Source organism: Acinetobacter gyllenbergii CIP 110306 = MTCC 11365, assembly GCF_000413855.1.
Taxonomy (GTDB): Bacteria; Pseudomonadota; Gammaproteobacteria; order Pseudomonadales; family Moraxellaceae; genus Acinetobacter; species Acinetobacter gyllenbergii.
The window spans coordinates 114,900-141,865 of sequence record NZ_ATGG01000012.1; the positions used below are offsets into that span (position 1 = coordinate 114,900).

General features: G+C 40.6%; 23 protein-coding genes. 8 read left to right on the forward strand and 15 right to left on the reverse strand.

Features of this window, described 5'->3' with window-relative positions; all coding sequences use genetic code 11:
- Positions 1-23: 23 nt before the first annotated feature.
- The 7 genes from F957_RS12510 to F957_RS12480 form a co-directional block, all read right to left on the reverse strand.
- On the reverse strand, positions 24-899 hold the full coding sequence (locus F957_RS12510) for a MetQ/NlpA family ABC transporter substrate-binding protein (protein ID WP_016540938.1): 876 nt from the start codon (positions 897-899) through the stop codon (positions 24-26).
- Positions 900-1,510: 611 nt separating this feature from the next.
- Complete coding sequence (gene purD, locus F957_RS12505; protein ID WP_016540939.1) at positions 1,511-2,797, reverse strand: phosphoribosylamine--glycine ligase; 1,287 nt, start codon at positions 2,795-2,797, stop codon at positions 1,511-1,513.
- A gap of 179 nt (positions 2,798-2,976) precedes the next feature.
- On the reverse strand, positions 2,977-4,551 hold the full coding sequence (gene purH, locus F957_RS12500; RefSeq protein WP_016540940.1) for a bifunctional phosphoribosylaminoimidazolecarboxamide formyltransferase/IMP cyclohydrolase: 1,575 nt from the start codon (positions 4,549-4,551) through the stop codon (positions 2,977-2,979).
- Between the two features lie 82 nt (positions 4,552-4,633).
- Positions 4,634-4,903, reverse strand: a complete 270-nt coding sequence (gene fis, locus F957_RS12495) for a DNA-binding transcriptional regulator Fis (protein WP_001086304.1) — start codon at positions 4,901-4,903, stop codon at positions 4,634-4,636.
- Positions 4,904-5,277: 374 nt separating this feature from the next.
- Complete coding sequence (locus tag F957_RS12490) at positions 5,278-6,138, reverse strand: DUF3426 domain-containing protein (protein WP_016540941.1); 861 nt, start codon at positions 6,136-6,138, stop codon at positions 5,278-5,280.
- A 14-nt stretch (positions 6,139-6,152) separates the two neighbouring features.
- Entirely contained in the window at positions 6,153-7,058 is a 906-nt protein-coding gene (gene prmA / locus F957_RS12485) for a 50S ribosomal protein L11 methyltransferase (RefSeq protein WP_016540942.1), read from the reverse strand.
- Positions 7,059-7,241: 183 nt separating this feature from the next.
- Complete coding sequence (locus tag F957_RS12480) at positions 7,242-7,634, reverse strand: hypothetical protein (protein WP_016540943.1); 393 nt, start codon at positions 7,632-7,634, stop codon at positions 7,242-7,244.
- Between the two features lie 252 nt (positions 7,635-7,886).
- Here F957_RS12480 and mnmG point away from each other — a divergent pair, with 252 nt between their 5' ends.
- On the forward strand, positions 7,887-9,767 hold the full coding sequence (gene mnmG / locus F957_RS12475) for a tRNA uridine-5-carboxymethylaminomethyl(34) synthesis enzyme MnmG (RefSeq protein ID WP_016540944.1): 1,881 nt from the start codon (positions 7,887-7,889) through the stop codon (positions 9,765-9,767).
- Between the two features lie 99 nt (positions 9,768-9,866).
- A complete protein-coding gene (locus tag F957_RS12470; RefSeq protein ID WP_016540945.1) occupies positions 9,867-10,199 on the forward strand; it encodes a DMT family transporter in 333 nt (110 codons plus the stop codon).
- Positions 10,200-10,259: 60 nt separating this feature from the next.
- Here F957_RS12470 and F957_RS12465 read toward each other — a convergent pair whose 3' ends face one another.
- The 4 genes from F957_RS12465 to F957_RS12450 form a co-directional block, all read right to left on the reverse strand.
- The gene (locus F957_RS12465; RefSeq protein WP_016540946.1) at positions 10,260-10,883 is read right to left on the reverse strand and encodes a sterol desaturase family protein; all 624 of its coding nucleotides are present in this window, start codon (positions 10,881-10,883) and stop codon (positions 10,260-10,262) included.
- 96 nt (positions 10,884-10,979) lie between these two features.
- Positions 10,980-11,981, reverse strand: a complete 1,002-nt coding sequence (locus F957_RS12460; RefSeq protein ID WP_016540947.1) for an AraC family transcriptional regulator — start codon at positions 11,979-11,981, stop codon at positions 10,980-10,982.
- A gap of 185 nt (positions 11,982-12,166) precedes the next feature.
- Entirely contained in the window at positions 12,167-12,379 is a 213-nt protein-coding gene (locus tag F957_RS12455) for a DUF6500 family protein (RefSeq protein WP_016540948.1), read from the reverse strand.
- A gap of 156 nt (positions 12,380-12,535) precedes the next feature.
- Positions 12,536-14,608 (reverse strand): TonB-dependent receptor plug domain-containing protein, encoded by a 2,073-nt coding sequence (locus tag F957_RS12450; protein WP_016540949.1) that lies wholly within the window; start codon positions 14,606-14,608, stop codon positions 12,536-12,538.
- Positions 14,609-14,893: 285 nt separating this feature from the next.
- Between F957_RS12450 and F957_RS12445 the strand changes: the two genes are divergently transcribed.
- The 4 genes from F957_RS12445 to F957_RS12430 all read left to right on the forward strand — a co-directional run bounded on the left by F957_RS12445 (position 14,894) and on the right by F957_RS12430 (position 20,368).
- Positions 14,894-17,098, forward strand: a complete 2,205-nt coding sequence (locus tag F957_RS12445) for a TonB-dependent receptor (RefSeq protein WP_016540950.1) — start codon at positions 14,894-14,896, stop codon at positions 17,096-17,098.
- 317 nt (positions 17,099-17,415) lie between these two features.
- Positions 17,416-17,601: a hypothetical protein gene (locus F957_RS21870; protein ID WP_016540951.1), complete on the forward strand. Its 186-nt coding sequence runs from the start codon at positions 17,416-17,418 to the stop codon at positions 17,599-17,601.
- A gap of 326 nt (positions 17,602-17,927) precedes the next feature.
- Positions 17,928-19,247: an NCS2 family permease gene (locus F957_RS12435; RefSeq protein WP_016540952.1), complete on the forward strand. Its 1,320-nt coding sequence runs from the start codon at positions 17,928-17,930 to the stop codon at positions 19,245-19,247.
- Between the two features lie 122 nt (positions 19,248-19,369).
- Positions 19,370-20,368, forward strand: coding sequence for an adenosine deaminase (locus F957_RS12430; protein WP_016540953.1), 999 nt, complete (start codon positions 19,370-19,372; stop codon positions 20,366-20,368).
- 41 nt (positions 20,369-20,409) lie between these two features.
- On the opposite strand, the gene F957_RS12425 is transcribed toward F957_RS12430, so the two are convergent.
- Positions 20,410-20,964: a cytochrome b gene (locus tag F957_RS12425; RefSeq protein ID WP_016540954.1), complete on the reverse strand. Its 555-nt coding sequence runs from the start codon at positions 20,962-20,964 to the stop codon at positions 20,410-20,412.
- 224 nt (positions 20,965-21,188) lie between these two features.
- Here F957_RS12425 and F957_RS12420 point away from each other — a divergent pair, with 224 nt between their 5' ends.
- Together F957_RS12420 and rnhB are read left to right on the forward strand one after the other, a co-directional pair.
- The gene (locus tag F957_RS12420) at positions 21,189-21,572 is read left to right on the forward strand and encodes a hypothetical protein (protein WP_016540955.1); all 384 of its coding nucleotides are present in this window, start codon (positions 21,189-21,191) and stop codon (positions 21,570-21,572) included.
- 38 nt (positions 21,573-21,610) lie between these two features.
- Positions 21,611-22,177 carry a ribonuclease HII gene (gene rnhB / locus F957_RS12415; protein ID WP_016540956.1) on the forward strand — a complete coding sequence of 189 codons (567 nt, stop codon included), beginning with the start codon at positions 21,611-21,613 and terminating at the stop codon, positions 22,175-22,177.
- Positions 22,178-22,233: 56 nt separating this feature from the next.
- Here rnhB and csrA read toward each other — a convergent pair whose 3' ends face one another.
- The 3 genes from csrA to alaS all read right to left on the reverse strand — a co-directional run bounded on the left by csrA (position 22,234) and on the right by alaS (position 26,771).
- Positions 22,234-22,497 (reverse strand): carbon storage regulator CsrA, encoded by a 264-nt coding sequence (csrA, locus tag F957_RS12410; RefSeq protein ID WP_004654447.1) that lies wholly within the window; start codon positions 22,495-22,497, stop codon positions 22,234-22,236.
- A 236-nt stretch (positions 22,498-22,733) separates the two neighbouring features.
- Positions 22,734-24,014 carry an aspartate kinase gene (locus F957_RS12405; protein WP_016540957.1) on the reverse strand — a complete coding sequence of 427 codons (1,281 nt, stop codon included), beginning with the start codon at positions 24,012-24,014 and terminating at the stop codon, positions 22,734-22,736.
- A 66-nt stretch (positions 24,015-24,080) separates the two neighbouring features.
- Complete coding sequence (gene alaS / locus F957_RS12400; RefSeq protein ID WP_016540958.1) at positions 24,081-26,771, reverse strand: alanine--tRNA ligase; 2,691 nt, start codon at positions 26,769-26,771, stop codon at positions 24,081-24,083.
- Positions 26,772-26,966: the final 195 nt, after the last annotated feature.

A 26,966-nucleotide genomic window follows, 5' to 3' on the forward strand; every position in this document is an offset into this window, starting at 1 on the left:
CTGTTTTATTTGAGGGTATTATATTACGAATTTGCTTCGGTGAGATAGCTTGTTGGTTTGTTTACGTCAACTTTAGTACCCGCAAAGTGTTCTTGAACATATTTCTTCACAGCTTCAGTATGGTAAAGCGCGCCAACTTTTTGCAACACAGGATCATCTTTACGAGATTCAGCAGTTGCCAATACGTTTACGTTTAATTTGGTGCTTTGATCAACTGGCTCATAGAAAATCGCATCTTTGAGCACGTTTAAACCGCCTTCCATCGCAAGCGTATTACCTAATAAAATCGCATCAACTTCGTCTTTAACACGAACTGCTGTTGCCATTTGAATCGGCTTGATTACGATTTTCTTGCTGTTTTCGATAATGTCAGCAGGTGTACCTTTCACTGGATCGAAGTCAGCTTTTAACTTGATCAAGCCAGCACTTTGTAAAAGTAATAATGCACGAGATTCGTTTGCGCCATCATTTGGAATGGCAATGGTTGCACCTTCAGCAAACTCTTCAACCTTTTTCACTTTACTTGAGTAGATCCCCATTGGCTCTAAATAAGTCGTTGAAACAGGCGCAATCTTGTCTTTGTTTGCAGCATTAAAGGCAACAAGGTAAGCATAAGATTGGAATGCATTTAAATCGACTTCTTTGTTTGCAGCAGCAGTATTCATTGCCACATAATCTGTGAAGTTTTTAATGTCGAGTTTAAGACCAGCAGCTTTAGTTTCAGGTAAAGTTGCGATATAACGCCAGATGTCAGCGTCTGAACCCGTAGAAGCGATTACAACAGTTTGTAATGCAGCAGCATCACCTTTTTGTTCGGTCGATGCGGTATCTGGTTGTTTACTGCATGCGGCAAGTAATAACACCGATACACTTAAAAAAAGACTAATCAGCTTTTTCATGTATAAATCCTAATCGGAATAATGTCGAGAAAATCAGCATTTCTCTAGCATTAATGATTGCAATAGGTTTGTATGTTGTAAATTGGCATCGGCCTCAAACAATCATGTCAATTATTCTTGAAGTTTGAACTAGAGTCCTTTCCACAACACTAGAAAAATGAATGAATATTCATGTGCCCATTCTGTATCACAGAAATGAAAAAAATGAATAACACACCCTATTTTCTAATCAAATTTGGATTTAGCTGCAATTTGTTTTGTTAGGTTAAATATTCTAATCATTTGAAAATCATGAAAAAGAATATGGAGTTAACATAAAAACAACATCTAAAATTGGGGCAATCATATCAATAATTGAGTATGGGTTATAGAGGGGAGAATTGTACCATTGCGTATAAGAGACTGATTATTTGAAGAAAATTATGTGCTAAGTAAATATAAATGGATGATAGTTTTATAAATTTTCTAAAATACTTAAAAAGATGGATCAATTAAATAATAAATATATATTTTTCTGAAGTTTATATTTAAATAATGAATATAGAAGTTGATTTTATGCTGTTTCAGGAATAAAAAAGCCTTCCGAAGAAGGCTTTTTGGCTTGAAGTGGCTTATTCAGCTTTTTCACGTGCAATGGCACGGTAACCGATGTCACTACGGTATTGCATACCTGTAAAGGTGACTTGACCACATACTTCTAATGCATTGATTTGTGCTTCAAGTACGGTATCACCCAGTGCTGTTACACACAGTACACGACCACCAGCAGTAATCACATGACCATCTGCGCTCATTGCAGTACCTGCATGGAAAATCTTGGTGTCTTCTGGAGATTGACCAAGACCTGAAATCACATCGCCTTTGCGAACCGTTTCAGGATAACCGCCAGCGGCAAGTACGATACCAATTGATTTACGCTCATCCCATTCAGCTTCGCTTGGTAAATGACCTGCAATACCAGCTTCAACTAATTCAACCAAAGACGATTTTAAACGCATCATAATCGGTTGGGTTTCTGGGTCACCAAAACGACAGTTGAATTCGATCACACGCGGTTGACCTTGTTCATCAATCATTAAGCCAGCATATAAGAAGCCAGTATAAACATGACCATCTGCTGCCATACCATCAACGGTAGGGCGCATCACTTCATTCATGACCCGTTCAAAGACTTCTGCGGTTACGACTGGAGCAGGAGAGTAAGCCCCCATACCGCCAGTATTGGGACCTTCATCGCCTTCAAAAATACGTTTGTGATCTTGTGAGGTGGCCATCGGCAAGATGTTGTTGCCATCAATCATGCAAATAAAGCTGGCTTCTTCACCCGCAAGAAACTGCTCAATCACAACACGTGAGCCTGCTTCACCAAACTTATTACCTGCAAGCATATCGTCAATCGCAGCAAAAGCTTCTTCGTTGGTCATTGCCACGATCACGCCTTTACCTGCAGCTAGGCCATCAGCCTTAATTACGATCGGTGCACCATTTTGTTCAACGTAGGCTTTAGCCGCATCAACTTCAGTAAATACGTCATAAAAAGCGGTAGGAATGTTATGACGTTTTAAGAAGTGCTTGGCAAATGCCTTTGAGCCTTCAAGCTGTGCAGCGTACTGGGTTGGTCCCCATATTTTTAAGCCAGCTTCACGTGCTGCATCCACCACACCATTCACTAATGGTGCTTCTGGACCAACAATCACCAAAGCAACATCATTTGCCTTCGCAAATTCAATAATCGCTGGATTGTTTAAAATATCGAGTTCAACATTGATACATTTGTCTTCAGTTGCAGTGCCTGCATTACCTGGCGCAACAAATACTTGAGTGACTTTTGCATCTTGTGCGATTTTCCATGCAAGTGCATGTTCACGGCCACCGCTACCCAAAACTAAAATATTCATTATTAAGTTATTTCCCTTTTTCAGTATCTAAGAATATACCTGTTCAGAATAAAAAAGTCCCTCTGAATCTCCCCCAAACCCCTCTTTGAGAAAGAGGGGAGCAAGCTTATTCGAGTGAAAAAGTAAGTCCCCCTTTTTTAAAGGGGGATTTAGGGGGATTGCGTTGAGACTCAGATCATTTAGTGACGGAAATGACGCATACCTGTGAACACCATGGCAATGCCAGCTTCATCCGCAGCTGCAATGGTTTCTTCGTCGCGCATTGAGCCGCCTGGTTGGATAATACATTTAATGCCAGCTTTAGCTGCATTATCAATACCATCACGGAACGGGAAGAATGCATCAGATGCCATGACAGCACCTTCAACCACGAGGCCTGCATGTTCCGCTTTAATCGCAGCAATACGTGCCGAGTTAACGCGACTCATTTGACCAGCGCCTACACCAATGGTTTGACGGTTTTTGGCATAAACAATCGCATTCGATTTCACATATTTCGCTACTTTCCAAGCAAAGATTAGGTCATCAATTTCTTGTTCAGTTGGTGCACGCTTGGTCACAACTTTAAGATCATCTTTGGTGATCATGCCCAAGTCTTGGTCTTGAACCAATAAACCGCCATTTACACGTTTATAGTCAAGTTGTGCTGTACGTGCATCAATCGCAGGAAGTTCTCCACACACCAGCACACGGACATTCTTTTTCGCGCCAGTAATTTCAAGTACGCCATCCGCAATGCTTGGAGCGATAATCACTTCAACAAATTGACGATCTACAATCGCTTGTGCAGTTGCAGCATCTAATTCGCGGTTAAATGCAATGATGCCACCGAATGCTGATTCAGGGTCGGTTGCATAAGCAAGATCATAGGCTGCCTTGATACCATCTAATGAAACCGCAACACCGCAAGGGTTTGCATGTTTAACGATCACACAAGCAGGTTTTGCAAATGATTTCACACATTCAAGTGCGGCATCAGTATCTGCAATATTGTTATAAGAAAGCTCTTTACCTTGTAATTGCTTCGCAGTTGAAACAGATGCTTCTTTGGCATTGGCTTCTACATAGAAAGCTGCGTTTTGATGCGGGTTTTCACCATAACGTAAATCTTGTGCTTTATTTAGCTGTGTATTGAAGGTACGCGGGAACACATCTGCTTCGCCTTCTGCTTTACCTACACGTGCACCTAGGTAAGAGGCGATCATGCCATCGTATTGTGCTGTATGCTCAAACGCTTTTACCGCCAAGTCAAAACGTGTTTCATAAGACAAGCCACCATTGGCTTTTAATTCAGCAATAACTGAATCATAGTCAGAAGCATTTACGATAATACCGACTGAAGCATGATTTTTTGCTGCGGCACGGACCATGGTCGGGCCACCGATGTCGATATTCTCAATTGCATCTGCAAGAGAACAGTTTGGTTTTGCGACAGTTGCTGCAAATGGATACAGGTTCACAATCACTAGATCAATCGGATCGATATTGTGTTCTTGCATCACCGCTTCGTCCAGACCACGACGCGCTAAGATGCCTCCATGAATTTTAGGATGCAGTGTTTTTACACGACCATCCATCATTTCAGGAAAACCTGTATGTTCAGAAACTTCTACTACGGCGATATTGTTGTCTTTAAGCAACTTATATGTACCGCCCGTAGATAAAATTTCTACCCCTAGAGCTGCAAGATTTTGAGCAAATTCAACGATTCCAGTTTTATCGGAAACAGAGATTAAAGCACGTTTGATAGTCATGATTTTAGTCAACAGTTTGAAGTCTACAGATTGAAAATAAAAGGCAAAAAAAATGCCCACGAGAACGTGAGCATTTTATCAATTATTCACTCATTAAACCGTGAGCTTTTAACTTTTTGCGTAAAGTTCCGCGGTTAAGGCCTAAAATCTCAGCGGCACGTGTTTGATTGCCGCGAGTATATTCTAAGACCACAGATAAAAGAGGTTTCTCCATTTCTGCTAAAACCATGTCATAAACTTGAGATGGTTGCTCACCTTGCAATTGTGCAAAATAATGACGAACTGCGCGATCTACATGGATGCGAAGAGCGACATCAGATTGAGCCGTAAAAATAGGAGATTTGCTATTCATGCGTTTTAATCCGAAAAATCAAAATATCACTTGGGTAAAGTAATATAAATGTGGTCTAAATTACTGAGCCCTGTTTTAGATCCTAAAACAGTGACTCTAAAACAAAAGGACTATTAGCTTGCCACAAATCCTCGAATTGTGTAAAAAATAAGCGTAACAATAGTTAAATATTTGTTACCGCCTACTTTTAAAAACAAAAAAACCAACAATGCGCTTATGGGATAGAAGCACAGTTCGTTTAACGATTTTATTGTCTGTAAATTACGAGGAGTAAGTAGGTCAAAGCATTCGTGGCGCGTATCATACCACTGTCAGCGAAAAAGTGAGCAAATTAACTGCACTTTTTTTTGTTTTTTTGTCACTTTTTTGATCTTTTAGGGCTGTACAAATTCTAAACTATAGTCATTGAAGCTATTTTTGCTTTTCGGAAGGCTAAATTCAAAGCGAAATGGACTGTTTGATGGAATGCGTTGAATCGTTTTTAAACTGTCAACCAAATAGTCTTGTGGTTTGAGTAGTAGATTAAAAACAGCTTCATCATTTTGTTTGAGCACGACTTTAATAGAAGGGAGTACTACACTATTCTCGTGATGATTTAAAAGTACGCCCGAAAAAACAGTTGCGTCTTTTTCGCCACGCTTAATTTTTACTTTTTCAAAGCTGAGATATTTGTATTGCTCATTGCTGGTTTGGCACGAGAAAATACCACAGGCATAATTAAACATCTGGTTTAGCGCAGGGCTTTCGTGCATGAGTTTTGGGTTGAACCACAAAATCTGAAATGCAAAAACTAAAATCAAAGCAATATTGCCAACACCCCATAAGGTGTAATACATCCACCCATGCTGTTTCTCATTATTCTCATGGTCAATCAGTAAAGTATCTTCTGAAAGATTTAAATTGGGGAGGGCGGTAACAGGCTCAGTATTGAAATAATTGAGGTTGTTGAGATAGGTCAATAAATCAATATTTGAGTTTTCAATTTTCTGATCAAAGATGCTCAAAATCTGCATTTGCTTTTCTGCAAAGGAGCTGTCAGGTTGAATTGAAGAAAAAAGTGAGCGATTGACAGGTGTCGGAATCGCTTCACTGTCTATTTCTAATAAGTTGGTTAATGCATTAAAGTTAATGACGCATTTTGGACAACAAACCATACCCTGTGCAACACTGAGTTGTGAAAGGGTCACTTTGTACACAGTTGAACATTTAGGGCAGCGGGTTTGTTTTTCACTCATAAGTAACAATGTTCTCAAATTGTTGTTTTACGTTTTCCTGAAATGCGACACCAGTTCTCTTCACGCTTTTCGATCTCTAATATATCAAAAAACTGTGAGTAAACACTAGAAACATCAGCAACTTGCTCTTCGATTACACCAGCAAGTGCGAACTCGCCCTCATTTTTTATTAAAGTTGAGAATTCAGGCGCAAGTGCCATTAAAGGTGCCGCTAAAATATTGGCGACAAGGACATCTGCTTGTTGTGGTTTAAATTCTTGATCAAACTCTTCGGGTAATCCTACAGAAAGACGATCCAGTACACCATTTAATTCTGCATTTTGTTTAGTCGCAAGTACCGCTTGTGGGTCAATATCAGTCGCATAGACTTTTTTAGCACCCAATAGTAAAGCCGCAACACCTAAGATGCCTGAACCACAACCATAATCGATGACAACTTTGTCTTTTACATCGGTTTTACCTAACCACTGCAGGCACAAGAAAGTGCTGGCATGGTTGCCAGTACCGAAAGCCAGACCTGGATCTAGCTTGATATTGGTTGCATCAGCTTCAGGGGGTTCTAACCATTCTGGTACGATCCAGTATTTTTCACCAATTTGAATTGGTTCGTAATAATCCATCCACGCGCGTTCCCAAACTTGGTTTTCCAGATATTCATGGCGCATAGGTACATCAGGAAGTTGGCCTTTTAAGAAAGCTTCTAAAGTATCGACATCAATTGGGTCATCTTCTTCTTGTTGGTAAATCCCCGTGACGATAACTTTATTCCAAAGCGGGGTTTCTCCAGGTAATGGCTCAAGCAAAGCTTGGTCTTCAGCATCATCTAAAGTCACGCTCACCGCGCCTAATGACAGGAGTAATGTTTCGGTCAGTTCGACTTGGTTTTGATCAACAGTAATATGAATTTGTAGCCAGTTCACAGGAAAACCTAAATAAATGTATTTGTGCTTATTGTAATAGATTCATGCTTGTTAAAGGGATTATAAAGTAGACAGATTACAATTTTAAGATGAAATATTTTGTCCTAATGCAATCTATTATATTGTTTTTATATAAAAGAAGACCAAATTTGGCCTTCTTTTATATCATTTGTTTATTCTGCATTAAGGTGCAGTTTGTTCGACATCAGGCGCTACTGGCGGTGTAGGAGCCATAGGAGGCGCTTCCATAGGCGCAGTACTATTGTCTACAGGTGCACTACTGACTGGACGAGGAGCAGACTGGGTTTCAGAAAGGCGACTTTGGGTCTCGACGGTCGCATTAGATGCTGGTGTTGGCGGTTGGAATGCTAACTTACCCGCTTCATTTGGCTCACATGAACCATTGAAAACAACGCCTTTAAATGCAAATGAAACTGGATCACCTTGTTTTTTGCCTTTACAGACCTGTTGATATTTTTTGGCCTGTTGGTCTTGGCTAGCTTTGGTATCTGCATGCGCAGCTACGCTAAAACATAGGCTACAAATAAGAGATGAAAATAAAAGCTTTGAGTTCATATCATTGTCCTAAAGTATTTTTTATACACTTTTTAGAATAAGAAACTGGGCAGATAAAACAGTGGTGTTCAAGTTAATAGTGATGAATCGCTGTGTGCCGTCTAAGAGAAAAATGCAACATAAGGTTTCTTTTTGTATGTTCTGTAGCCAGAACAGGGAGTTGCAATCCTCAACTATCTTGACGGTTTTTGGCAATTTAATGCAAAACTCCTGTATAATGCTCTGTCATTTTTTGAATACACATTTACCACTATGCACTATCCTAAAGTTTACGACGTTATCGTAATTGGCGGCGGTCACGCTGGTACGGAAGCAGCGCTTGCTGCGGCACGTATGGGAAGACAAACATTATTGTTAACGCATAACATTGAAACTTTGGGGCAGATGAGCTGTAACCCAGCAATTGGTGGTATTGGTAAATCACATCTTGTTCGCGAGATCGATGCACTTGGTGGTGCAATGGCACTTGCTGCGGATAAAGGTGGTATTCAATTCCGTATTTTAAACTCTCGTAAAGGTGCGGCTGTCCGTGCAACACGTGCGCAAGCGGACCGTGTACGTTATAAAGCAGCGATTCGCGATACTTTAGAAAATCAGGCGAATCTGGATATTTTCCAGCAAGCTGCAGACGACTTAATTGTTGAAGGCGATACCGTTAAAGGTGTTGTGACCCAAATGGGCATCCGTTTTGATACCAAAACAGTGGTATTGACGACAGGGACTTTCTTGGGAGGCGTGATCCACGTTGGTCTACAGAACTCAAGTGGTGGCCGTGCGGGTGATCCTCCATCAATTGCTTTAGCGCATCGTTTGCGTGAGCTGAAATTACCTGTTGGGCGTTTAAAGACGGGAACTCCACCACGTATTGATGCCCGCACCGTCGATTTTTCTGTCATGACACCACAGCCGGGTGATTTCCCATCTCCAGTGATGTCATTTATGGGGGATGCTTCTATGCATCCTGAACAAGTGAATTGCTATATCACGCATACCAGCGAAAAAACCCATGAGATTATTCGTGGTGGTCTAGATCGTTCACCAATGTATACCGGTGTGATTGAGGGTGTTGGTCCACGTTATTGCCCATCAATTGAAGATAAAATTCATCGTTTTGCTGATAAAGATTCACATCAAGTGTTCTTGGAACCAGAAGGCTTAGATACCCATGAGCTTTATCCAAACGGAATTTCAACTTCTCTACCATTTGACGTGCAGTTCAATTTGGTTCGTTCAATCCGTGGTATGGAAAATGCACATATTCTACGTCCGGGCTATGCAATTGAATATGACTACTTCAATCCGCAAGCATTAAAATTCACACTTGAAACCAAAGCGATTCAAAATCTGTACTTTGCTGGTCAAATCAACGGGACTACTGGTTATGAGGAAGCGGGTGCACAAGGGTTGCTTGCGGGCTTAAACGCTGCACGCCGTGCGTGGGAACAAGAAGAATGGACACCAAAACGTGATCAAGCTTATATGGGTGTATTGGTTGACGATTTGATTACATTGGGTACCAAAGAGCCGTACCGTATGTTCACTTCGCGTGCGGAATATCGTTTGATGTTGCGTGAAGACAACGCCGATCAACGTTTAACCTCTATTGGCCGTGAACTTGGTTTGGTAGATGATGAGCGTTGGGCTGCATATAGTGAAAAAATGGAAGCAGTTGAGCGTGAAACCTCTCGTTTACAGCATTTATGGGCGGCGCCGAATAACCCAATGGGTAAAAAATTCGTCGAAATGACCGGTGCTGATCTGAGTAAAGAATGTAGTGCCATCGATTTGCTGAAACGTCCGAATATCAATTTTACTCAAATTGCTGAATTAACTGGTTCAGAAGTATCTGAGCAAGTGGGCGAGCAAATTGAAATTGCGGTAAAATACCAAGGTTATATTAATCGTCAACATGAAGATGTGGCTCAATTAAAACGTCTTGAAGAAACTAGAATCCCTGCTGATTTTGAATATGAGGGTATTTCAGGTTTATCACGTGAGATCACATTAAAGTTAAACACTGTTCGCCCTGAAACCTTAGCGCAAGCAAGTCGTATCCCTGGGGTAACACCAGCTGCGGTACAGTTATTGATGATCACGATCCGTAAAAATAATATGGCGAAAAAGTCGGCGTAATTGCCGCCTTCGTCTATTGTCGTTAATGTTAAAAACACCCTTTGTAGAAGGGTGTTTTTTTCTGCTAAGCAAATTCTGTTTAATTGGGGCGATGAGTAAATGAACAATTGGCTAATTTTATTCATTGCGATTACTGCAGAAGTGATCGCAACCTCTGCCTTAAAAAGTAGTGAAGGTTTTACCAAGCCTGTTGCTTCTATTGTGGTTGTGGTGGGTTATGTGATTGCATTTTATTGCTTATCTCTAACCTTAAAAACGATTCCTGTCGGCGTTGCGTATGCGATTTGGTCTGGCGTTGGAATTGTTTTGATTACTACAGTAGCGTGGTTTGTGTTCGACCAAAAACTGGATATTTGGGGAATCATTGGGATTGTCTTGATTATGAGTGGTGTGTTGATTCTTAATTTGCTGTCTAAAACCAGCTCGCATTAATATTGTAATAATAAAAAACCGAGCTGTATTAGCTCGGTTTAAGAAAATCTTTGGCTATTTTTATAACGCTACCTCAATCTCTTGTTTTAAATTTTGCTGATCAAATTGCGTATTGGCATCAATTTGCGCATAGGCTTTTGGTAAGAGGTGGCGTGCTACGCGATTCACTCTTCTTTCTAGCCATTTCGGCATGTTGATCGCTAAGGGATTGGTTTCGGTCACAGATGCATCAGTCATCACCCGAGTTCCCATAATATAATCAAACCATGGCTTAGTCACACACCAATTGGCATTTTGATTGCTGGTCATGTGGTGATCATAGTGCCAAGGAATGCGTTTTTTAGCGAACTCTGGATCGAGGTGTGATTTGGCATGCACCTTCCAATAATTCCAAATGCCATAGTACAGACCCGCGGTAAAGAAAGGTGCAACCGGTAGAAAAATGGTGGATGCAGCAGCTAAGCCGATGAGTGCTGATTTTTCATTATACATTTCAGAATTTTTAAACATCGACTCAGCATAACCTTCATCATGAAAGTCATTTAAGCGAGCGCGTTTATGATGCGCGATATGGGTAAAGAATGGGCTGTTTCTATTTTTGCTTGGAAATTCATGTAACCAGACTTTGTGAAAATACCATTCCATACCATTAGCGACAAAAATACCGACTGGAAAACCGATCATGAGAGATTACCTCGTAAAACATGGATCGGATTTTAAGAAGGTTTACAGGAATTGTTTTGACTGATCTGGCAGCTTTTATTTGCCTGTTCAATCAATTCAAATTTGTTTGCGTTGGCGATATGCCGTTGGCGTTTCCCCAGTCCAACGTTTAAATGCTCTTGAAAATGCTGAGGGCTCAGAAAAGCCAGTCAGATAAACAATCTGGTCGATGCTTTCTTGGGTTTGGGAAAGTAGTCGCCGTGCCAGACGCTCACGATAATGGGCAATGACTTTTTCATAGCTGGTATTTAACAGTTGTAAATCAGCTCTTAAGCTACGAGCGCTGCGATTTAAATGTTGCGCTACACTATTTTGATCAAATTCCCCTGATTCTAGTAAACCATTAGCCAAGATCTTTTCGATTGCATAAATCAGTTGATGTTTATTCAGTAACTCAAGTTGTGAAGCAGCATGGTGTTCGTGAACTTTTAGCAACTCGGCTTCATAGGCGGGAGAGGGTGTATTCAACTGAGTTGCATTAAAGCAGATATAGCCATTACTTTGACTGAGTTTGACGGGACATCCCCAGATTTTTTGATATTCCTGTTGATGCGCACCCTCTGGGTGAGGCAGGCCAATTTCAGTCGGCGTAAAAGTTCCGTCACTAATATATTTTAAGAAGTTAAGCAGAATCCCGATTGCACATTCTAGATAATGTCGTACTGGATGATTGAGACCTGAGATCATCGCTGTTGTTTCGTTAATGAGATCAAGTTGGAAGGACATTGCGTCGGTGAGCAAGGCTTGATAACGAATCGTACGTTTTAAGCCTTCACCAAATGTGGGGCTGCTCAAAAAAAGATATTCAACGACTTGTCCCCGAAAAGGAGGAATATGGTGACCTACATGCAAGCCAACATCTGAATCTTGACTGATTTGTTGTGCTGCTTGCCAAAAACGCCGTTGTGTGGCGTTGTCTCGGCGGACAAACTTATCAGGTGGTTGATCAGGTAAATGAACCCGAGCAAAGATCGCGGCGGCATCCAGATTCATTTTTTGCATGGTTTGATAGACCATCCATAAAAAGATACCTGCATCACTGGTTTTTTTTGAAGTCATAAAACAGGATAAAGATGTGTTTTAAAATAATATACGCTGTTCTTTTTAATATAGAAATGGATTGAGTTTAAATACGAGCGGGGAAGGTACTTATGCAAAGATAAGTACCATGTAAATTATGCTGACTCATTCCATTTTAACAACGTTGTCAATGTGATGTGTATTCAACCTTACAATCAATCAGATTAAGCTAAGACCAGTGCTTTAATCTTGCTGGCTTTTTCAAAGTGATCCAGTCGATGCTCCATGATCCACCAATGTGCAGCCTCCATGAGAAGTTCAGGATCATCATTTTTATTGGCGAAGAAAGCATAAAAAGAAAGCCCGACGGTTTCGCCTTTTTTGGCAATTTTTTCATCGCAAATATGGATAATTTTGGCTTTTAACTCGGCTCTCATGTTGTTCTAGGCTCTGATGGATAAGTTTGGCTGCAGTATAGCATTTTACATATAAGTGATTGTCCTCGTTCGCTTTACTGCTTATTTTATTGAAATTAAAAAGTCAGCGATGCATAAGCTGACTTCAGTGGTTTTAATCATGTTATAGCGAAAAAATTAGAATTTTTTCTCTAGTGAGAATTGGATAGAGGGGATACTTTCATTGCTTCTCGCCTGATATAAGCTGCCATCTGTTTGATTGGTGAGGCGTTCCTTATAATGGGTGCTTAAGAGATTATTTAGATTAAGACTTGCTGCCCAGCCATGACTAAAGCGTTTGGTTGCACTCAAATCTAAGCTAAAACGTTCATTGGTGGTGCGATCATACGGTTGGCCATCTAAGGCGCGGGTAAATTCAGGCGTGTAACTCACGTTCACACTGGTTGAAAGTTGCCATGGTTTATAGCTATACGATAAGCCCGCACTGGTATTATAAGGCGCAACATCACTGGCTAAGCGTTCACGGTGTTGCTCATCTTCAATTTTGGCGCGAATTGTTGAGACTTGCCCATTGAGCATAAATGAATGCCCAGCTTCAGTTTGTTTGAGTGCATAGCGTCCAGATAATTCAACACCATAGGTGGTCGCTTGATCTTGGTTTTGTGGGCGCTCCACATAACGTGTGCCTTCAAGTGCGATGACTTTCTCGATGTAATCTTTAATTTCACGATGATACGCCGTGACGCTCACACCACCACTGGCAGAGTCATAGGCGAGGGTAGATTCAGCTGCACGGATTTTTTCTGGTTTTAGATTGGGATTGCCGCCACGATCGGGATTATTCAAGCTACCTGCATCAGTATCTGTAGAGACAGTCACATTCGGAATCAGTCGATCGGTATTCGGACTTTTAAACGCTTGGCTTAAATTGGTTTGAATCGACCATTGCTCGGTTAGGTCAAAACGATATGCCAAAACAGGACTTAAATGTTGATCTTGGTAATCAACCAAGCCCGAACGATTTAACCATTCTTGGCGTGCACCTACAGTGATGGTTTGGCGGTCGGTAAAACGCCAGCTACCCTCACCATAAACAGCATAGCGTTGTTCATCAAGGCTTTTGCTCACATTACTATCGAGTTCGTTGCTACGTGTATCAAAACCAAATTTAATTTGACGGTCTTTATCTAATTTACGAACCCCATCATAGGCAAGACCATACTCATTTACAGTTTCATCGGTATAAGTTGTATTTTGTGGCGAGCGGGTGAGTTGGGTTTCCGTCTGACGTTCAACAGACAAACGGATTTTATCACTCAGATCTTTGTCTTTACGTTCATAACGGGTGTTTAAGCGAATACTATCGTTTTTGTCATCTTGAGTCTGATTGGCCGAATAGCCATCCATTTTGATATTGCGATAGAACAATTCAGCAATCAACTTTTGTTGATCATCCAGATCATATTGTAAGCGAGGGGAAAACATCTGCATGGTACGGTTAGTGGTACGAAGTTGTTCACGCGTTCCTGTTGCTGTTTCTGTTTTAGTCATTGAGGTATTGTCTATCCACATTTGATTGGCAGAGACACTATACGACCACTGATTTTCACGACCGTCTGCTTGAATGTTGATTTGTTTACGCTCTGATTGTTGTTCACCATTATCACGTAAGCCGTAGCCTAATTTTACTGTTCCATTTAAGCGGATATCTAATGGCTCTTTTAAAATAATGTTTATGACAGCGGAGGATGCAACTGAGGCTTGGGCAACACTCGGTTGTTTGATCACTTCAATACGTTCAATCATTTCTGGCGTAATGGTATCAATGACGGACATCCCACCACGAGGACCTCCTTGCACTGGTTCACCGTTGACTAAAAAGGTGGGTGCTCCGCCACCACGAAAACGCATGCCTGAAGCACCACTACCACCGCGTGGTCCTTGGCCAAAAGCAGGGATCTGAAATCCAGCAGCGCGTCTTAAAGCATCCATCACAGATTGGTCGCCGTATTGCAGCATTTCTTCACGGCTAATGATAGTTTTCGGTACCGCACTAATGTCATCATCTTTGGCTTTTTGGGGTTCTGCAGAAGCTTTGAATGAAAGGGTTGGTAAAAGCTGTGTGCTTGATTCTGTCGACGTTGAAGTGGGTGGCTTAATCTGGGGTTCGGTCGCGTAAATGGATGCACTTATACTGAGTAAGGCTGAGCTGAGTACACTCAACTTTCCATAAGAAATAGTATTCTTCATTGTCAAACCCCAAAAAATGATCAAATTATTTTCCGTGTAGCCTAATGTAAAATTGTGTAGAAAAATGGAATTTACTCCTAAGAACTCAAAGATTTAAAAATTATTTTCAAGCTTGGGTTTGAAGATGAGAATAAAGCATAAATTTTAAATGCATAAGAAATGGCCTATTAAGTTAAAAAATTAATGCAAAAAATGATGAAAATGAGAATGATTTTTATTAAAATTGTAGTGTTTTTTAATTTTTAATATTTTTTTAATTTTTGTCTGAGTTTTTTGAGAAGTTTTATGCGTTCTTTACCTTTAAATATGCATCACAAGCCTATTTTTAAATTTAGCTTGTTAAGCATGATGCTATTGCAAGCACAGTATGCGTTTGCCAATGAGACTGCTGCACCAGCTGCAGTGATGCCGACCATTAAAATTGAGGCGATGAGTGAGCTTGATCCAGTCAAAAGTTATATTGATTATGATCAGGCAAGCGTGACTCGTAATGGCCTCAAGAAAAAAGACATCCCGCAGACCATCGATACCATTGATGTGCAAAAATATAAAATTTACGGGGCAAATGACCTTAGTGTCATGCTACAAGGGACGCCAGGCGTAACTACCACATATGATACACGTGGCGATGGCATTATGATTCGTGGGTTCAGTGCCGATACCAGTGATATTTATCGTAATGGTGTGCGTGAAGGGGGGCAAGTACGTCGTAGTACTGCCAATGTAGAACGTATCGAGATTTTAAAAGGGCCTGCGTCTGTACTTTATGGTCGTGGTGCAGGCGGTGGTGTCGTGAACATGGTCACCAAGTTTGCTAATTTTGATTCAAAGAGTTCTGTTGGTGTTTATGGCGGATCTTATGAGAATATTGGTGGTACTTTAGATATTAATCAAGTGGTCAATGATAATTGGGCTGTACGTTTGGTTGGAGAGAAGTCTGATACCAATAGTTTTCGTTCAGGTATTGGTACAAAGCAATCTATGTTTTCACCAAGTGTGACTTATCGTAGTGATGATGAAAAACTACTTTGGACCACAGAATATACCTATGACAAATTAGATCGTGTTCCAGATCGAGGGCCTTCATTTTCGGTATTAAGTCGTTTCCCTGAAAATATCTTGAGAGAAACAGGTTTTGCAACCTCATCGGATTTCATTATCGATGAATTACAAACAGTACGTACTGACTTAAAATACGAATTTGCGCCAGATTGGAAGTTCCATTGGGCATTAAGTTATCGACAAGCGAATCAAGATTTCGATAACTTCTTTGGTGGAAGTTATTGTACTGATAGTACAAAAGGCTGCAAACCAGGTTACATCAAGCAATCATATGCTTGGCAAGAAACCATGAATAAAACAACAACGAATACCTTTGATATTACGGGTAAGTTTAATACAGGGAAATTAGAACACCAACTGATGGTCGGTGCAGATTGGTCACATGAAGACCGAGAGCCGAAGTTAGGCAACTATTCAAGTGGCGATAAAGCAGGATTGTATTATCAATTAATTAATCCTTACAATCCAAGAGATTATCAATCATCATTTGATCGAGTTAATGGTAGGCCAATCGAAACTTCTTATACGCACCAAAATAATGATAGTTTAGCATTTTTTGTACAAGACCTGATTTCATTAACACCAACATTAAAAATGATGCTTGGTGCTCGCTATGATCAATATGAAGTTTCTACGCGCGATACTTCTACTATATCTCAAACTTATGGAGCAACTGTTAAAATTGATGCGGAAACATTTAGTCCCAATATCGGATTTGTTTGGCAGCCAATTGACAGTCAAAGTTTATATACATCCTATAGTAAAAGTTTTGCACCATTTGGTGGAAGTGCTGGGCTTTCTCCTTTTACTAGTGGGACGGTTGACTTAGAAACATTCAATGCTGAACCGCAATATAATGAACAATATGAAATAGGTATAAAAAGCGATTGGCTCGATGATCGTTTAAGTACTCAATTTTCTGTCTTCGATATCCGTAAGAAAAATATTCGTTACCGTCCGAATCCAGATGATGAGCCATCATTATATGTCGTTGGAGGGGAACATCAATCTAAGGGGGCGGAGTTTAGTTTTATCGGTCGTATGATGGATAATCTATTTGTGCGTGGCGGCTATGGTTATACTGATGCTGACGTTAAACAAGATAAAGTAAGGCCAGAGAATGTAGGACATTATTTAGCTAATACAGCCAAAAATACTGGTAATTTATTTATCCGTTATTTGCCATTGGATAATATTTATACAGAGATTGGGGCGACCTACAATGGCTCTTTTTATACCAATATTTCTAATAATCCCGATACAAAAATTGATGGTTGGACTCGTTTCGATGCTGCCGTTGGTTATAAAGGAGAACATTGGGGTGCGACCTTAGCGGTAAGTAATTTAACAGATAAAGTGTATTGGAGATCAAATACAATGCCAGGTACGCCACGCAACTTCTTGGTGCGTTTGAACTACCAGTTCTAATCTAAATACGTTATTGTGACTTTAAGCACTTTTGTCTAGACAAAAGTGCTTTCTTATTTTTTAGCTGCTGAAAATGAACAGTTTTTTCTATTACAAAGATATGGTTTATATCTATCTTATTGAATTATATAAAAAGTCATTGCAAAAAAAACTGGAATATTCTAATATTTGATTGAGTAAAAATTAAGCAAATAAATTATGAAAATAACTATATAATTGTGATGTAGTTATCATTTGTGATTTTAATATGCGTTTTTGTTCTCGTTTTCATTCTTTTTTGTTAACATTAAAGAAAACTCATAATAGAGATAATAATAATGAAGATTAAAATTACGATCATCTTGACCTTTTTGGTGCTTATTTTGGGTTATGTCGCTTATGTGGATGCTCAAACAAAAAAACGCCAAGAACTACTTAAAATTGTTCAAGATGCTGAAAGTAGCTTGAACACAATACAACATAGTCCTCATACGCATTTATCCTCATATCAACGTACACATTAGTTTTTGTGGGGAATATAAGACCATTGTTAGCTCAATCATCCGAGATTGGGCATGAAATGCGCTTTTTTTGTGTTGTGATACTCAAGTTTTGAGTAGAATCTGTTAAAATATTTACCATTAAATAAAAAGCTGCATTTTGAGATGCGGCTTTTTACGTTTTGATATCGGAATCGAATCTATACATATTCTCTGCGTAGCAAGTGCAAAACTGGCATATAGATTGCTTTGAGCCTTGTATACCTTTTTGTGTACATTCAAAAAAGATTGCAAACACAAACGTATAGATTTCACATTCTACGATCTTAGATTTCAACAGGTGCTATGTTATGACAACGCCTAATGCTTCGGCTGGTTTGCTAGAACGCTTATTTAAATTAAGCGATAACAAAACCAACTTTAGAACAGAAGTTCTAGCAGGTGTAACTACATTCTTGACGATGTGTTACATCATCATTGTAAACCCACTCATTCTTTCAGAAACTGGCATGGATCACGGTGCTGTGTTTGTTGCGACCTGTTTGGCTGCAGCAATTGGGTGTTTGGTCATGGGGATTATTGCGAACTACCCAATCGCACTTGCACCTGGTATGGGCTTAAATGCTTATTTTACCTATTCAGTCTGTTTAGGCATGGGCGTGCCTTGGCAAACTGCTCTCGCTGCAGTTTTTGTCTCAGGTTTGGTTTTCCTTGCAATCAGCTTCTTTAAAATCCGTGAAGCGATTGTCAATGCAATTCCAATGTCTCTGAAATTTGCAATTGGTGGTGGTATTGGTTTATTCCTTGCCTTAATTGCACTGAAAAATGCAGGCATTATTGTTGATAATCCAGCGACTTTAGTGGGGCTTGGGGATATTAAGCAACCAACAGTCTTATTGGCCTTATTTGGCTTCTTGATGATTGTGGTTTTACATCAGTTTAAAGTCCGTGGCGCCATCATCCTCAGTATTTTGGTGGTGACTGCAATTGCAACTGCAATGGGCTTGAATGAGTTTAAAGGTGTTGTTGGTCAAGTTCCTTCTTTAGCACCAACCTTTATGCAAATGGATTTTAAAGGTTTATTTACTGCCAGTATGGTTGGGGTGATTTTTGTGTTCTTTATTGTCGATTTATTTGACAGTACAGGAACCTTAGTGGGTGTATCACATCGTGCAGGTTTGTTGCAAGATGGTAAATTGCCACGCTTGAAGAAAGCCTTATTTGCTGACTCAACTGCAATTGTTGCCGGTGCTGCTTTAGGTACTTCTTCAACAACTCCTTATATTGAATCTGCTTCGGGTGTTGCAGCTGGCGGGCGTACGGGTTTAACCGCAGTCGTTGTTGCATTCCTATTCATTGGTTGCTTGTTCTTGGCACCATTGGCTCAATCTGTTCCAGGTTTTGCAACTGCACCTGCATTATTATTTATTGGTGTGTTGATGATCCAAGGGATTACACATATTGATTGGGATGATATTACTGAAGCAGTTCCTGCATTTTTAACCATCGTATTTATGCCATTTACCTATTCAATTGCGGATGGTATTGCGATGGGCTTTATCAGCTATGCTTTAGTTAAATTACTGACAGGAAAAGCAAAGACAGTTCCTTATATGGTCTGGATTATTGCGGCGCTGTGGGTGTTTAAATTTGTTGCATTTGGTGGCTAAGCAAAACATCGCTATTCTTTTATCATTCTCTTTTTGAGCTGTTGTTGTAATGGCTCATTTTCAAGAGAGCTTAAAGGGCGTTATTTCGATAACACCCTTTTTTCTTTAGACGTGGAGTTAATATGAATCAAATCGAGCTGATTCGTGCTTTACCCAAAGCCGAATTGCATGTGCATATTGAAGGGACATTTGAACCAGAACTGATGTTTGCTATTGCACAGCGTAATCAGATTCAGATTCCTTATCAATCGGTTGAAGAAGTGAAGCAAGCCTATAACTTCCATAATCTTCAATCATTCCTTGATATCTATTATGCAGGCGCGAACGTGCTGGTGCATGAACAAGATTTTTATGATCTGGCTTGGGCATATTTTGAAAAATGTGCTGAAGACCATGTCGTACATACCGAAATGTTCTTTGACCCACAAACGCATACTGAGCGTGGGGTTGAGTTTGCAACCGTGTTGGCTGGTTTAAAACGTGCCTGTACAGATGCAAAAGAAAAGTTAGGGATCAGTTCTCAGTTGATCATGTGTTTTTTGCGCCATTTAAGCGAAGAAAAAGCATTTGAAACGTTGGAACAGGCATTGCCATTTAAAGATGATATTATCGCGATTGGTTTAGACTCAAGTGAAGTTGGGCATCCTCCAGCGAAATTTGAACGTGTTTTTGCCAAAGCACGTGAAGCAGGTTTCTTGATTGTAGCGCATGCTGGTGAAGAAGGTCCGCCAGCATATATCTGGGAAGCGCTGGATTTACTGAAAGTGAATCGTATTGACCATGGTGTGCGCTCAGAAGAAGACGAAGGTTTGATGACGCGTTTAATTGCTGAGAAAATGCCATTAACGGTTTGTCCTTTGAGTAATTTAAAACTCTGTGTCGTCAATGATATGGCTGATCACAATATCCGTCGTTTATTACAGAAGGGCGTGCATGTTACTGTGAACTCGGATGATCCTTCATATTTCGGTGGTTATATGAATGATAACTTTGTGGCGATTCAGCAGGCTTTGGATTTAAACAATGATGAGTTAAAACAGTTGGCAATTAATTCTTTCGAAGCTTCATTTATTTCAGATGAAGAAAAACAGAAGTGGATTGCTGAAGTAAAACAAATCTAAATAAAAAAACCGCGTAAAGCGGTTTTTTTATGCATGGAAATTTATTTGGGTTGGCGCAACATACTGAGTAGGACATTATCTTTATCAATCAAATGATGTTTGATTGCCGCTAAAGCATGTCCTGCAACCAATAAACCCGCAAACCATGAGAGATAAATGTGAATTGGTTTAACAATTGCAAGTAAGTCTGGATTGTCTTGTACTAGGCGTGGAATTTCGAATAAATATAAAACAGGTGCAGGGTGTCCAGCGCTCCAGCTAAATAAACAGCCTGTAATTGGCAGTGCGAGTAGCATTAAATACAGCAGGAAATGTCCAACATGTGCCAAAGTTTTCATCAGCGGCGACATGGTGTCTGGCAATTGAGGGGCAGGGTGGGTATAGCGCCAAAAAATGCGAATCACAACCAAGAAAATGATGGTGGTCGCGATATTCTTATGTAGCGTAATCACATTGCCCTTAAAGCTTCCATCAACCTCATAGCTGAGGAAGTTGCCACTATAGAAGCCAATCAGCCAGGCGGCAATGAAAATAACAGCCATGAGCCAGTGAATAACTTGTGCCGTACGCGTGTAATATTGTGCTGAGGTTGACATTGCAACATCCTGGCTTTGTTATAGGTAATTATTTTTAATAATAGATAGCGCTTTTTCATTCTCCTACAGTGTAAATGTAACGGAGCGTTTTATGAGTAGAACGGTGTAAAGCTTATAAATGGCGTGTGATTGTTATATTATGTAAAGATCGCGCTGAGTCATATCATAAAACGTATCATTTAGGCACAATACGCCTGCCAAAATTTAGATACAGGTTAGAAATCATGAAAAAGTTGGTACTTATTGTTGCCCCTGTTGTTTTAGCTTTAACAGGATGTGTTACGCCAGATGGAAGTAATTCGGCTGGAGCAACTTCTCAGCAGTTAGGTATGGCGGCATTGAAAGTTGCAGTAAATGCAAAATGTATTAATGAAATCAATGCACTTCCAGCTTGGAAAACAGCGACCCGTTTGATGACAGCGGAACAGCGCGACAATATTCAAACTGAAGTGTGTGGCTGTGTCAGCGAAAAGGCACCAAACAGCGTGACTGCGGTTGAATTAGCGACGGCTGCTATTGACCCAACTGCGCGTGCGACCATTGTGACTCAAGTTGTTTCGCAAACTGTGAATGCTTGTGTAGCAGAAACTTTACAAAAAGCTAGTTAAGCAGAATAGGCTGAGTCATCAGCCTTTAGAGATTTTTTATGAGAGTTGCAGGTGTAGATGAGGCGGGGCGTGGGCCTTTAGTAGGTTCTGTTGTTGCTGCCGCAGTCATTTTAGATCCAAATAATCCGATTGAAGGCTTAAATGACTCTAAAAAGCTAACCGAAAAAAAACGGGAAAAGCTTTTTGTTGAGATTCAGGAAAAAGCTTTAGCTTGGTCAATTGCTGAAGCAAGTCACACTGAAATTGATGAGTTGAATATTTTACAGGCCACGTTTCTTGCCATGCGTCGTGCAGTAGAAGGTTTAGCAACTCAACCTGTCAAAGTGATCGTGGATGGAAATCAGATTCCAAAAGGAATAACGATTCCGTGTGAGGCGATTGTTGGTGGGGATGCCAGCCATGCTGAAATCAGTGCAGCGAGTATTCTGGCTAAAGTAACACGTGATCGTCAAATGCAGGAACTTGACCAACAATTTCCTGATTATGGTTTTGCCAAGCACAAAGGCTATCCAACTAAAGCACACTTTGAAGCCATTGCGGCCCATGGTGTAATTGATGAACATCGCCGCAGTTATGGGCCAGTCAAGAAAGTTTTGGGTCTATAAAACAATTAAAGCGACTAAGAATAGTCGCTTTAATCATTCGAGAAGCATTCTGCGCATTAACGATTGAAGTTGTTATGACGAGGGAACTCATTATTCTCTTCTTCATAAGAATGTTGATAATCTTGATCAAGATGTTGCAGATGCTCATGCATGGCACGCTCATGTTGGATACGTTGGTAAATTTCCTCACGATGCACAGAAACTTCTTTTGGAGCATTTACACCAATACGCACCTGATTGCCTTTTACGCCAAGCACAGTAACACTGACTTGATCCCCAATCATTAATGTTTCTCCGACACGACGGGTCAGAATCAGCATGTTTATCTCCTTGCTAAACGCTTAAACTTGCGACAGGGAATTCATTGTTTGAAAGCACAGCCTAATATACAGAAAATTCTAACAGAAATATGTAAAAACATTTTTTTTAGTAAGTTCTGTGAGAAGCTTCTTAAAAACCTCAAGGCTAATATAACAGAGCCACTATTAAAAAAACTATAGTGGCTCTGTTTTTTTTCTTATTTACTTGCGAGTAAATATGTTTAAGCAGCTATTAATTAAGCACGAGCACTGCTTTCGCCGTGTTCACGGTCTAGACCAAAAGCTGTATGTAAACAACGAACTGCCAATTCCAAGTAGTTTTCTTCGATGATGACAGAAACTTTGATTTCTGATGTAGAAATCATGAGAATATTAATGCTTTCTTCTGCCAATGCAGTGAACATTTTGCTCGCTACACCCGCATGTGAGCGCATACCGACACCTACGATTGACACTTTTACGATGTCATCACGTGTTACAACTTCACAACCTTCGATGCTGTTTGCAGTTTGTTCTAAAATTGCTTTTGCTTTTGCCAAGTCGTTACGATTCACGGTAAAAGTAAAATCAGTTGTGCCATCTTCTTCAACGTTTTGGATAATCATATCCACTTCGATGTTGGCATTGCTAATCGGTGACAAGATTTTAGAGGCAATACCTGGCTCATCAGGAACACCCAAAATCGTTAGTTTTGCTTCGTCACGGTTAAATGCAATACCTGCAATGATTGGTTGTTCCATATCGTCTTCTGCCTCAGTGGTAATTAGTGTGCCTACGTTTTGTTTGAAATCATCATCAAATGCGCCATCATTTTCGTTATCAAAGCTTGATAATACGCGTAATGGAACTTGATATTTGCCTGCGAATTCAACAGAGCGGATTTGTAACACTTTTGAACCTAAAGATGCCATTTCCAGCATTTCTTCAAAAGAGATACGGTCAACTTTTTTCGCTTTTGGTGCCACACGTGGATCGGTTGTATAAACACCGTCCACATCGGTATAGATTTGGCATTCATCTGCTTTCAAGGCCGCAGCAAGTGCAACGCCTGAAGTATCAGAACCACCACGACCCAAAGTGGTGATATTGCCATTGGCATCATAACCTTGGAAACCAGCAACGACGATGACACGACCAGCATCTAAATCTGCAGTCATCACATCGGTGTCAATCGATTCAATACGTGCTTTAGTAAATGCGCTGTCGGTTTTAATCCCAACTTGACGACCTGTATATGACTTCGCTTCTACACCAATTGAATTCAGTGCCATTGCTAACATGGAAATCGTTACTTGTTCACCTGTTGACACCATTTGATCTAATTCACGTGGGTCAGGGGTGCTGGTAATGGCCTTGGCAAGCGCAAGTAAGCGGTTAGTTTCACCACTCATTGCTGATACAACCACGACCACTTTGTGACCATGATCATGCCAACGCTTGACACGATGAGCAACATTTAAAATGCGCTCAGGAGTACCCATAGAGGTACCGCCATATTTTTGAACGATTAAAGCCATAGTTGTTCCATATAAGCCATGACCCTGAGAGGCATCAGGGTCAGTTACACAAAAGTGAAGTCTTTATTATTGCGCAAGCCATGCAGGTAAAGCTGCGATGACTTGATCAAACTTCTCGTTAAGTGGCGCGCCACCTTGTGCTAAGTCAGGTTTACCACCACCTTTACCACCCAGCTCTTGAGCCAAGTGTTTGATGATGTCACCTGCTTTTAGAGTTGCAGTGTATTGTTTAGCGACAGAGGCGATTAAACTCACTTTATCACCTTCAACACCAGCTAAAATAATGACTGCATCTTCTAATTTTGATTTTACGCTGTCATGAAGATTGCGTAATGATTTGGCATCTAAACCTTGTACCGTGGTAATCAAGGTTTGACGACCAGCAATGTCTTTGACTTGATCCAAGAGTTCAGCTGCTTGGAAGCTGGCTAACTTTTGATTCAATTGTTCAATTTGCTTTTGTAGGCTAGAAGCAGTTTCAACAATCGCTTCAACTTTCTCTACGGTTTGCTCTTTTTGTGCTTTCAATAAAGCATTGATGGTTTGGATATCAGTTTCAGCTTTTTGAACTACGTCAAGTGCTTTAGTACCCGTCACCGCTTCAATACGACGAACACCAGCTGCGACACCACCTTCAGAGGTGATTTTGAACAGGCCAATATCACCTGTGCGTTTTACGTGAATACCACCACACAGTTCGATCGAGAAGTTTTTCTCATCAATCACTGAACCCATAGAAAGTACGCGAACTTCTTCACCATACTTTTCACCGAACAGCATCATCGCACCTTTGGCTTTTGCTGTTTCGATATCAAGCAGTTCAGTGCTTACCGCTGTATTGGCAATCACTTCGGCATTGACTAAGCGTTCAATCTGCTGCAATTGTTCAAATGAAACGGGTTGGTCATTGGCAAAGTCGAAACGTAAAATATCGCTGGCAACCAAAGAACCCTTCTGTTGAACATGCTCACCAAGAATCTGACGTAAAGCTGCATGTAAAAGGTGAGTTGCAGAGTGATTGCGTGCTGTTGCTGCACGAATATCCGCTTTAACCGTTGCTTCAACAGGTTGAGTTGCTTTGAGGCTACCCATGGTCACGATACCTTGGTGTACAAAAGCGCCACCAGATTTTTTGGTATCTTGTACTTCAAAGATACCAGTATCGTTTTTGAAAATACCTGTATCGCCAATCTGACCACCGCTTTCTGCATAGAAAGGGGTTTGGTTCAATACGATCAGTGCTTCGTCACCTTCGTTGATTTCATCAACTTGAACGCCATCTTTATAGATCGCAACAATTTGACCTTGGCCTTGAGTCGCATCATAGCCATCAAATTGAGTTTCGCCTTCAACTTTGACAATGCTGTTGTAGTCAACTGCGAATTTACCCGCATCACGTGCGCGTTGGCGTTGTGCAGCCATCTCAACTTCGAAGCCAGCTTCGTCAATGGTCAGATCACGCTCACGTGCAATATCAGCCGTTAAGTCAGTCGGGAAGCCGTAAGTGTCATACAGTTTAAATACAGTTTCACCAGCAATCACATTGCCTTTCAGTTGAGCTAATTCACCTTCGAGCAATTTCAAACCTTGCTCAAGTGTTTTCGCGAATTGCTCTTCTTCTTTAAGAAGCTGTGCTTCGATACGTGCTTGCTGTGCAGCAAGTTCTGGATAAGCATCGCCCATCACTTCAATCAGCGGTTGCAACATCTTATAGAAGAATGAACCTGTTGCACCTAACTTGTTACCATGACGTACGGCACGACGAATAATACGACGCAATACATAACCACGACCTTCATTTGAAGGATTAACACCGTCAGCAATCAAGAATGAACATGAACGTGCATGGTCTGCAATCACTTTTAACGATGCTGGATATTCAACGGGTTTATTTTGTGCTTTCGCTTCAGCTTCAATGGCAGTGGTATCTAAACCAATGATGTCAGCAGCAGCTTTTAATAAGTGTTGGAACAGGTCAATTTCATAGTTTGAATTGACATGTTGCAGTACAGCCGAAATACGCTCCAAGCCCATACCTGTATCTACAGAAGGCGCTGGAAGAGGGTGCATGACACCATCCGCGGTGCGGTTGAACTGCATGAAAACGTTGTTCCAGATTTCGATGAAACGGTCGCCATCTTCTTCTGGTGTGCCTGGTAAGCCACCCCAAATATGGTCACCATGATCATAGAAAATTTCAGAACATGGACCACAAGGACCTGTGTCACCCATTGCCCAGAAGTTGTCTGATGCGTATTGTCCACCTTTATTGTCACCAATACGGATAATACGTTCAGCATCGATCCCGATTTCTTTGTTCCAGATATCAAATGCTTCATCATCGGTATGATAAACCGTGACATATAAACGATCTTTCGGTAAGCCTAACCATTGTTCGCTAGTCAAAAATTCCCAAGCAAATTTCAATGCATTTTGTTTGAAATAATCACCAAAAGAGAAATTACCTAACATTTCAAAGAAAGTATGGTGACGTGCTGTATAACCGACGTTGTCAAGGTCATTGTGCTTACCGCCAGCACGTACACATTTTTGTGATGAAACAGCACGGACATAGTCGCGCTTTTCTAAACCTAAGAAACAATCTTTAAACTGGTTCATACCAGCATTGGTAAACAGCAAAGTTGGGTCGTTGGCGGGAACGAGAGAACTCGAAGCGACACGTGTATGCCCTTGCGATTCGAAATAACGCAAAAATGCTTCACGGATTTCAGCTGATGTCATAAAGCGAGTACTCACAACCAAGACACTCCATAATTTTGAATTTGGCTATATGCAACAAGGTACGTTGTGTCTAATGTTCTACAATCGAACCCAGTGCGTGGCATAGATTTTAAAAGTGCTAAATTATAACGGAAAATACTTGCCTCACCAACGATTTTACAAGCAATATCATATAAAACTGTGTTTAAGCTAAAAATCTATATTCAACAA

Excerpts from the sequence above, each read along its gene's own strand:
- F957_RS12465 (WP_016540946.1), bottom strand. The coding sequence starts at position 10,883 with ATGATCGGTTTTCCAGTCGGTATTTTTGTCGCTAATGGTATGGAATGG.
- F957_RS12450 (WP_016540949.1), bottom strand. The coding sequence starts at position 14,608 with ATGAAGAATACTATTTCTTATGGAAAGTTGAGTGTACTCAGCTCAGCC.
- F957_RS12470 (WP_016540945.1), top strand. The coding sequence starts at position 9,867 with ATGAACAATTGGCTAATTTTATTCATTGCGATTACTGCAGAAGTGATC.
- F957_RS12425 (WP_016540954.1), bottom strand. The coding sequence starts at position 20,964 with ATGTCAACCTCAGCACAATATTACACGCGTACGGCACAAGTTATTCAC.
- F957_RS12490 (WP_016540941.1), bottom strand. The coding sequence starts at position 6,138 with ATGAGTGAAAAACAAACCCGCTGCCCTAAATGTTCAACTGTGTACAAA.
- rnhB (WP_016540956.1), top strand. The coding sequence starts at position 21,611 with ATGAGAGTTGCAGGTGTAGATGAGGCGGGGCGTGGGCCTTTAGTAGGT.
- F957_RS12455 (WP_016540948.1), bottom strand. The coding sequence starts at position 12,379 with ATGAGAGCCGAGTTAAAAGCCAAAATTATCCATATTTGCGATGAAAAA.
- purH (WP_016540940.1), bottom strand. The coding sequence starts at position 4,551 with ATGACTATCAAACGTGCTTTAATCTCTGTTTCCGATAAAACTGGAATC.
- fis (WP_001086304.1), bottom strand. The coding sequence starts at position 4,903 with ATGAATAGCAAATCTCCTATTTTTACGGCTCAATCTGATGTCGCTCTT.
- csrA (WP_004654447.1), bottom strand. The coding sequence starts at position 22,497 with ATGCTGATTCTGACCCGTCGTGTCGGAGAAACATTAATGATTGGGGAT.
- F957_RS12460 (WP_016540947.1), bottom strand. The coding sequence starts at position 11,981 with ATGACTTCAAAAAAAACCAGTGATGCAGGTATCTTTTTATGGATGGTC.
- F957_RS21870 (WP_016540951.1), top strand. The coding sequence starts at position 17,416 with ATGAAGATTAAAATTACGATCATCTTGACCTTTTTGGTGCTTATTTTG.
- F957_RS12435 (WP_016540952.1), top strand. The coding sequence starts at position 17,928 with ATGACAACGCCTAATGCTTCGGCTGGTTTGCTAGAACGCTTATTTAAA.
- F957_RS12445 (WP_016540950.1), top strand. The coding sequence starts at position 14,894 with ATGCGTTCTTTACCTTTAAATATGCATCACAAGCCTATTTTTAAATTT.
- purD (WP_016540939.1), bottom strand. The coding sequence starts at position 2,797 with ATGAATATTTTAGTTTTGGGTAGCGGTGGCCGTGAACATGCACTTGCA.
- F957_RS12405 (WP_016540957.1), bottom strand. The coding sequence starts at position 24,014 with ATGGCTTTAATCGTTCAAAAATATGGCGGTACCTCTATGGGTACTCCT.
- F957_RS12420 (WP_016540955.1), top strand. The coding sequence starts at position 21,189 with ATGAAAAAGTTGGTACTTATTGTTGCCCCTGTTGTTTTAGCTTTAACA.
- F957_RS12430 (WP_016540953.1), top strand. The coding sequence starts at position 19,370 with ATGAATCAAATCGAGCTGATTCGTGCTTTACCCAAAGCCGAATTGCAT.
- mnmG (WP_016540944.1), top strand. The coding sequence starts at position 7,887 with ATGCACTATCCTAAAGTTTACGACGTTATCGTAATTGGCGGCGGTCAC.
- F957_RS12510 (WP_016540938.1), bottom strand. The coding sequence starts at position 899 with ATGAAAAAGCTGATTAGTCTTTTTTTAAGTGTATCGGTGTTATTACTT.
- F957_RS12480 (WP_016540943.1), bottom strand. The coding sequence starts at position 7,634 with ATGAACTCAAAGCTTTTATTTTCATCTCTTATTTGTAGCCTATGTTTT.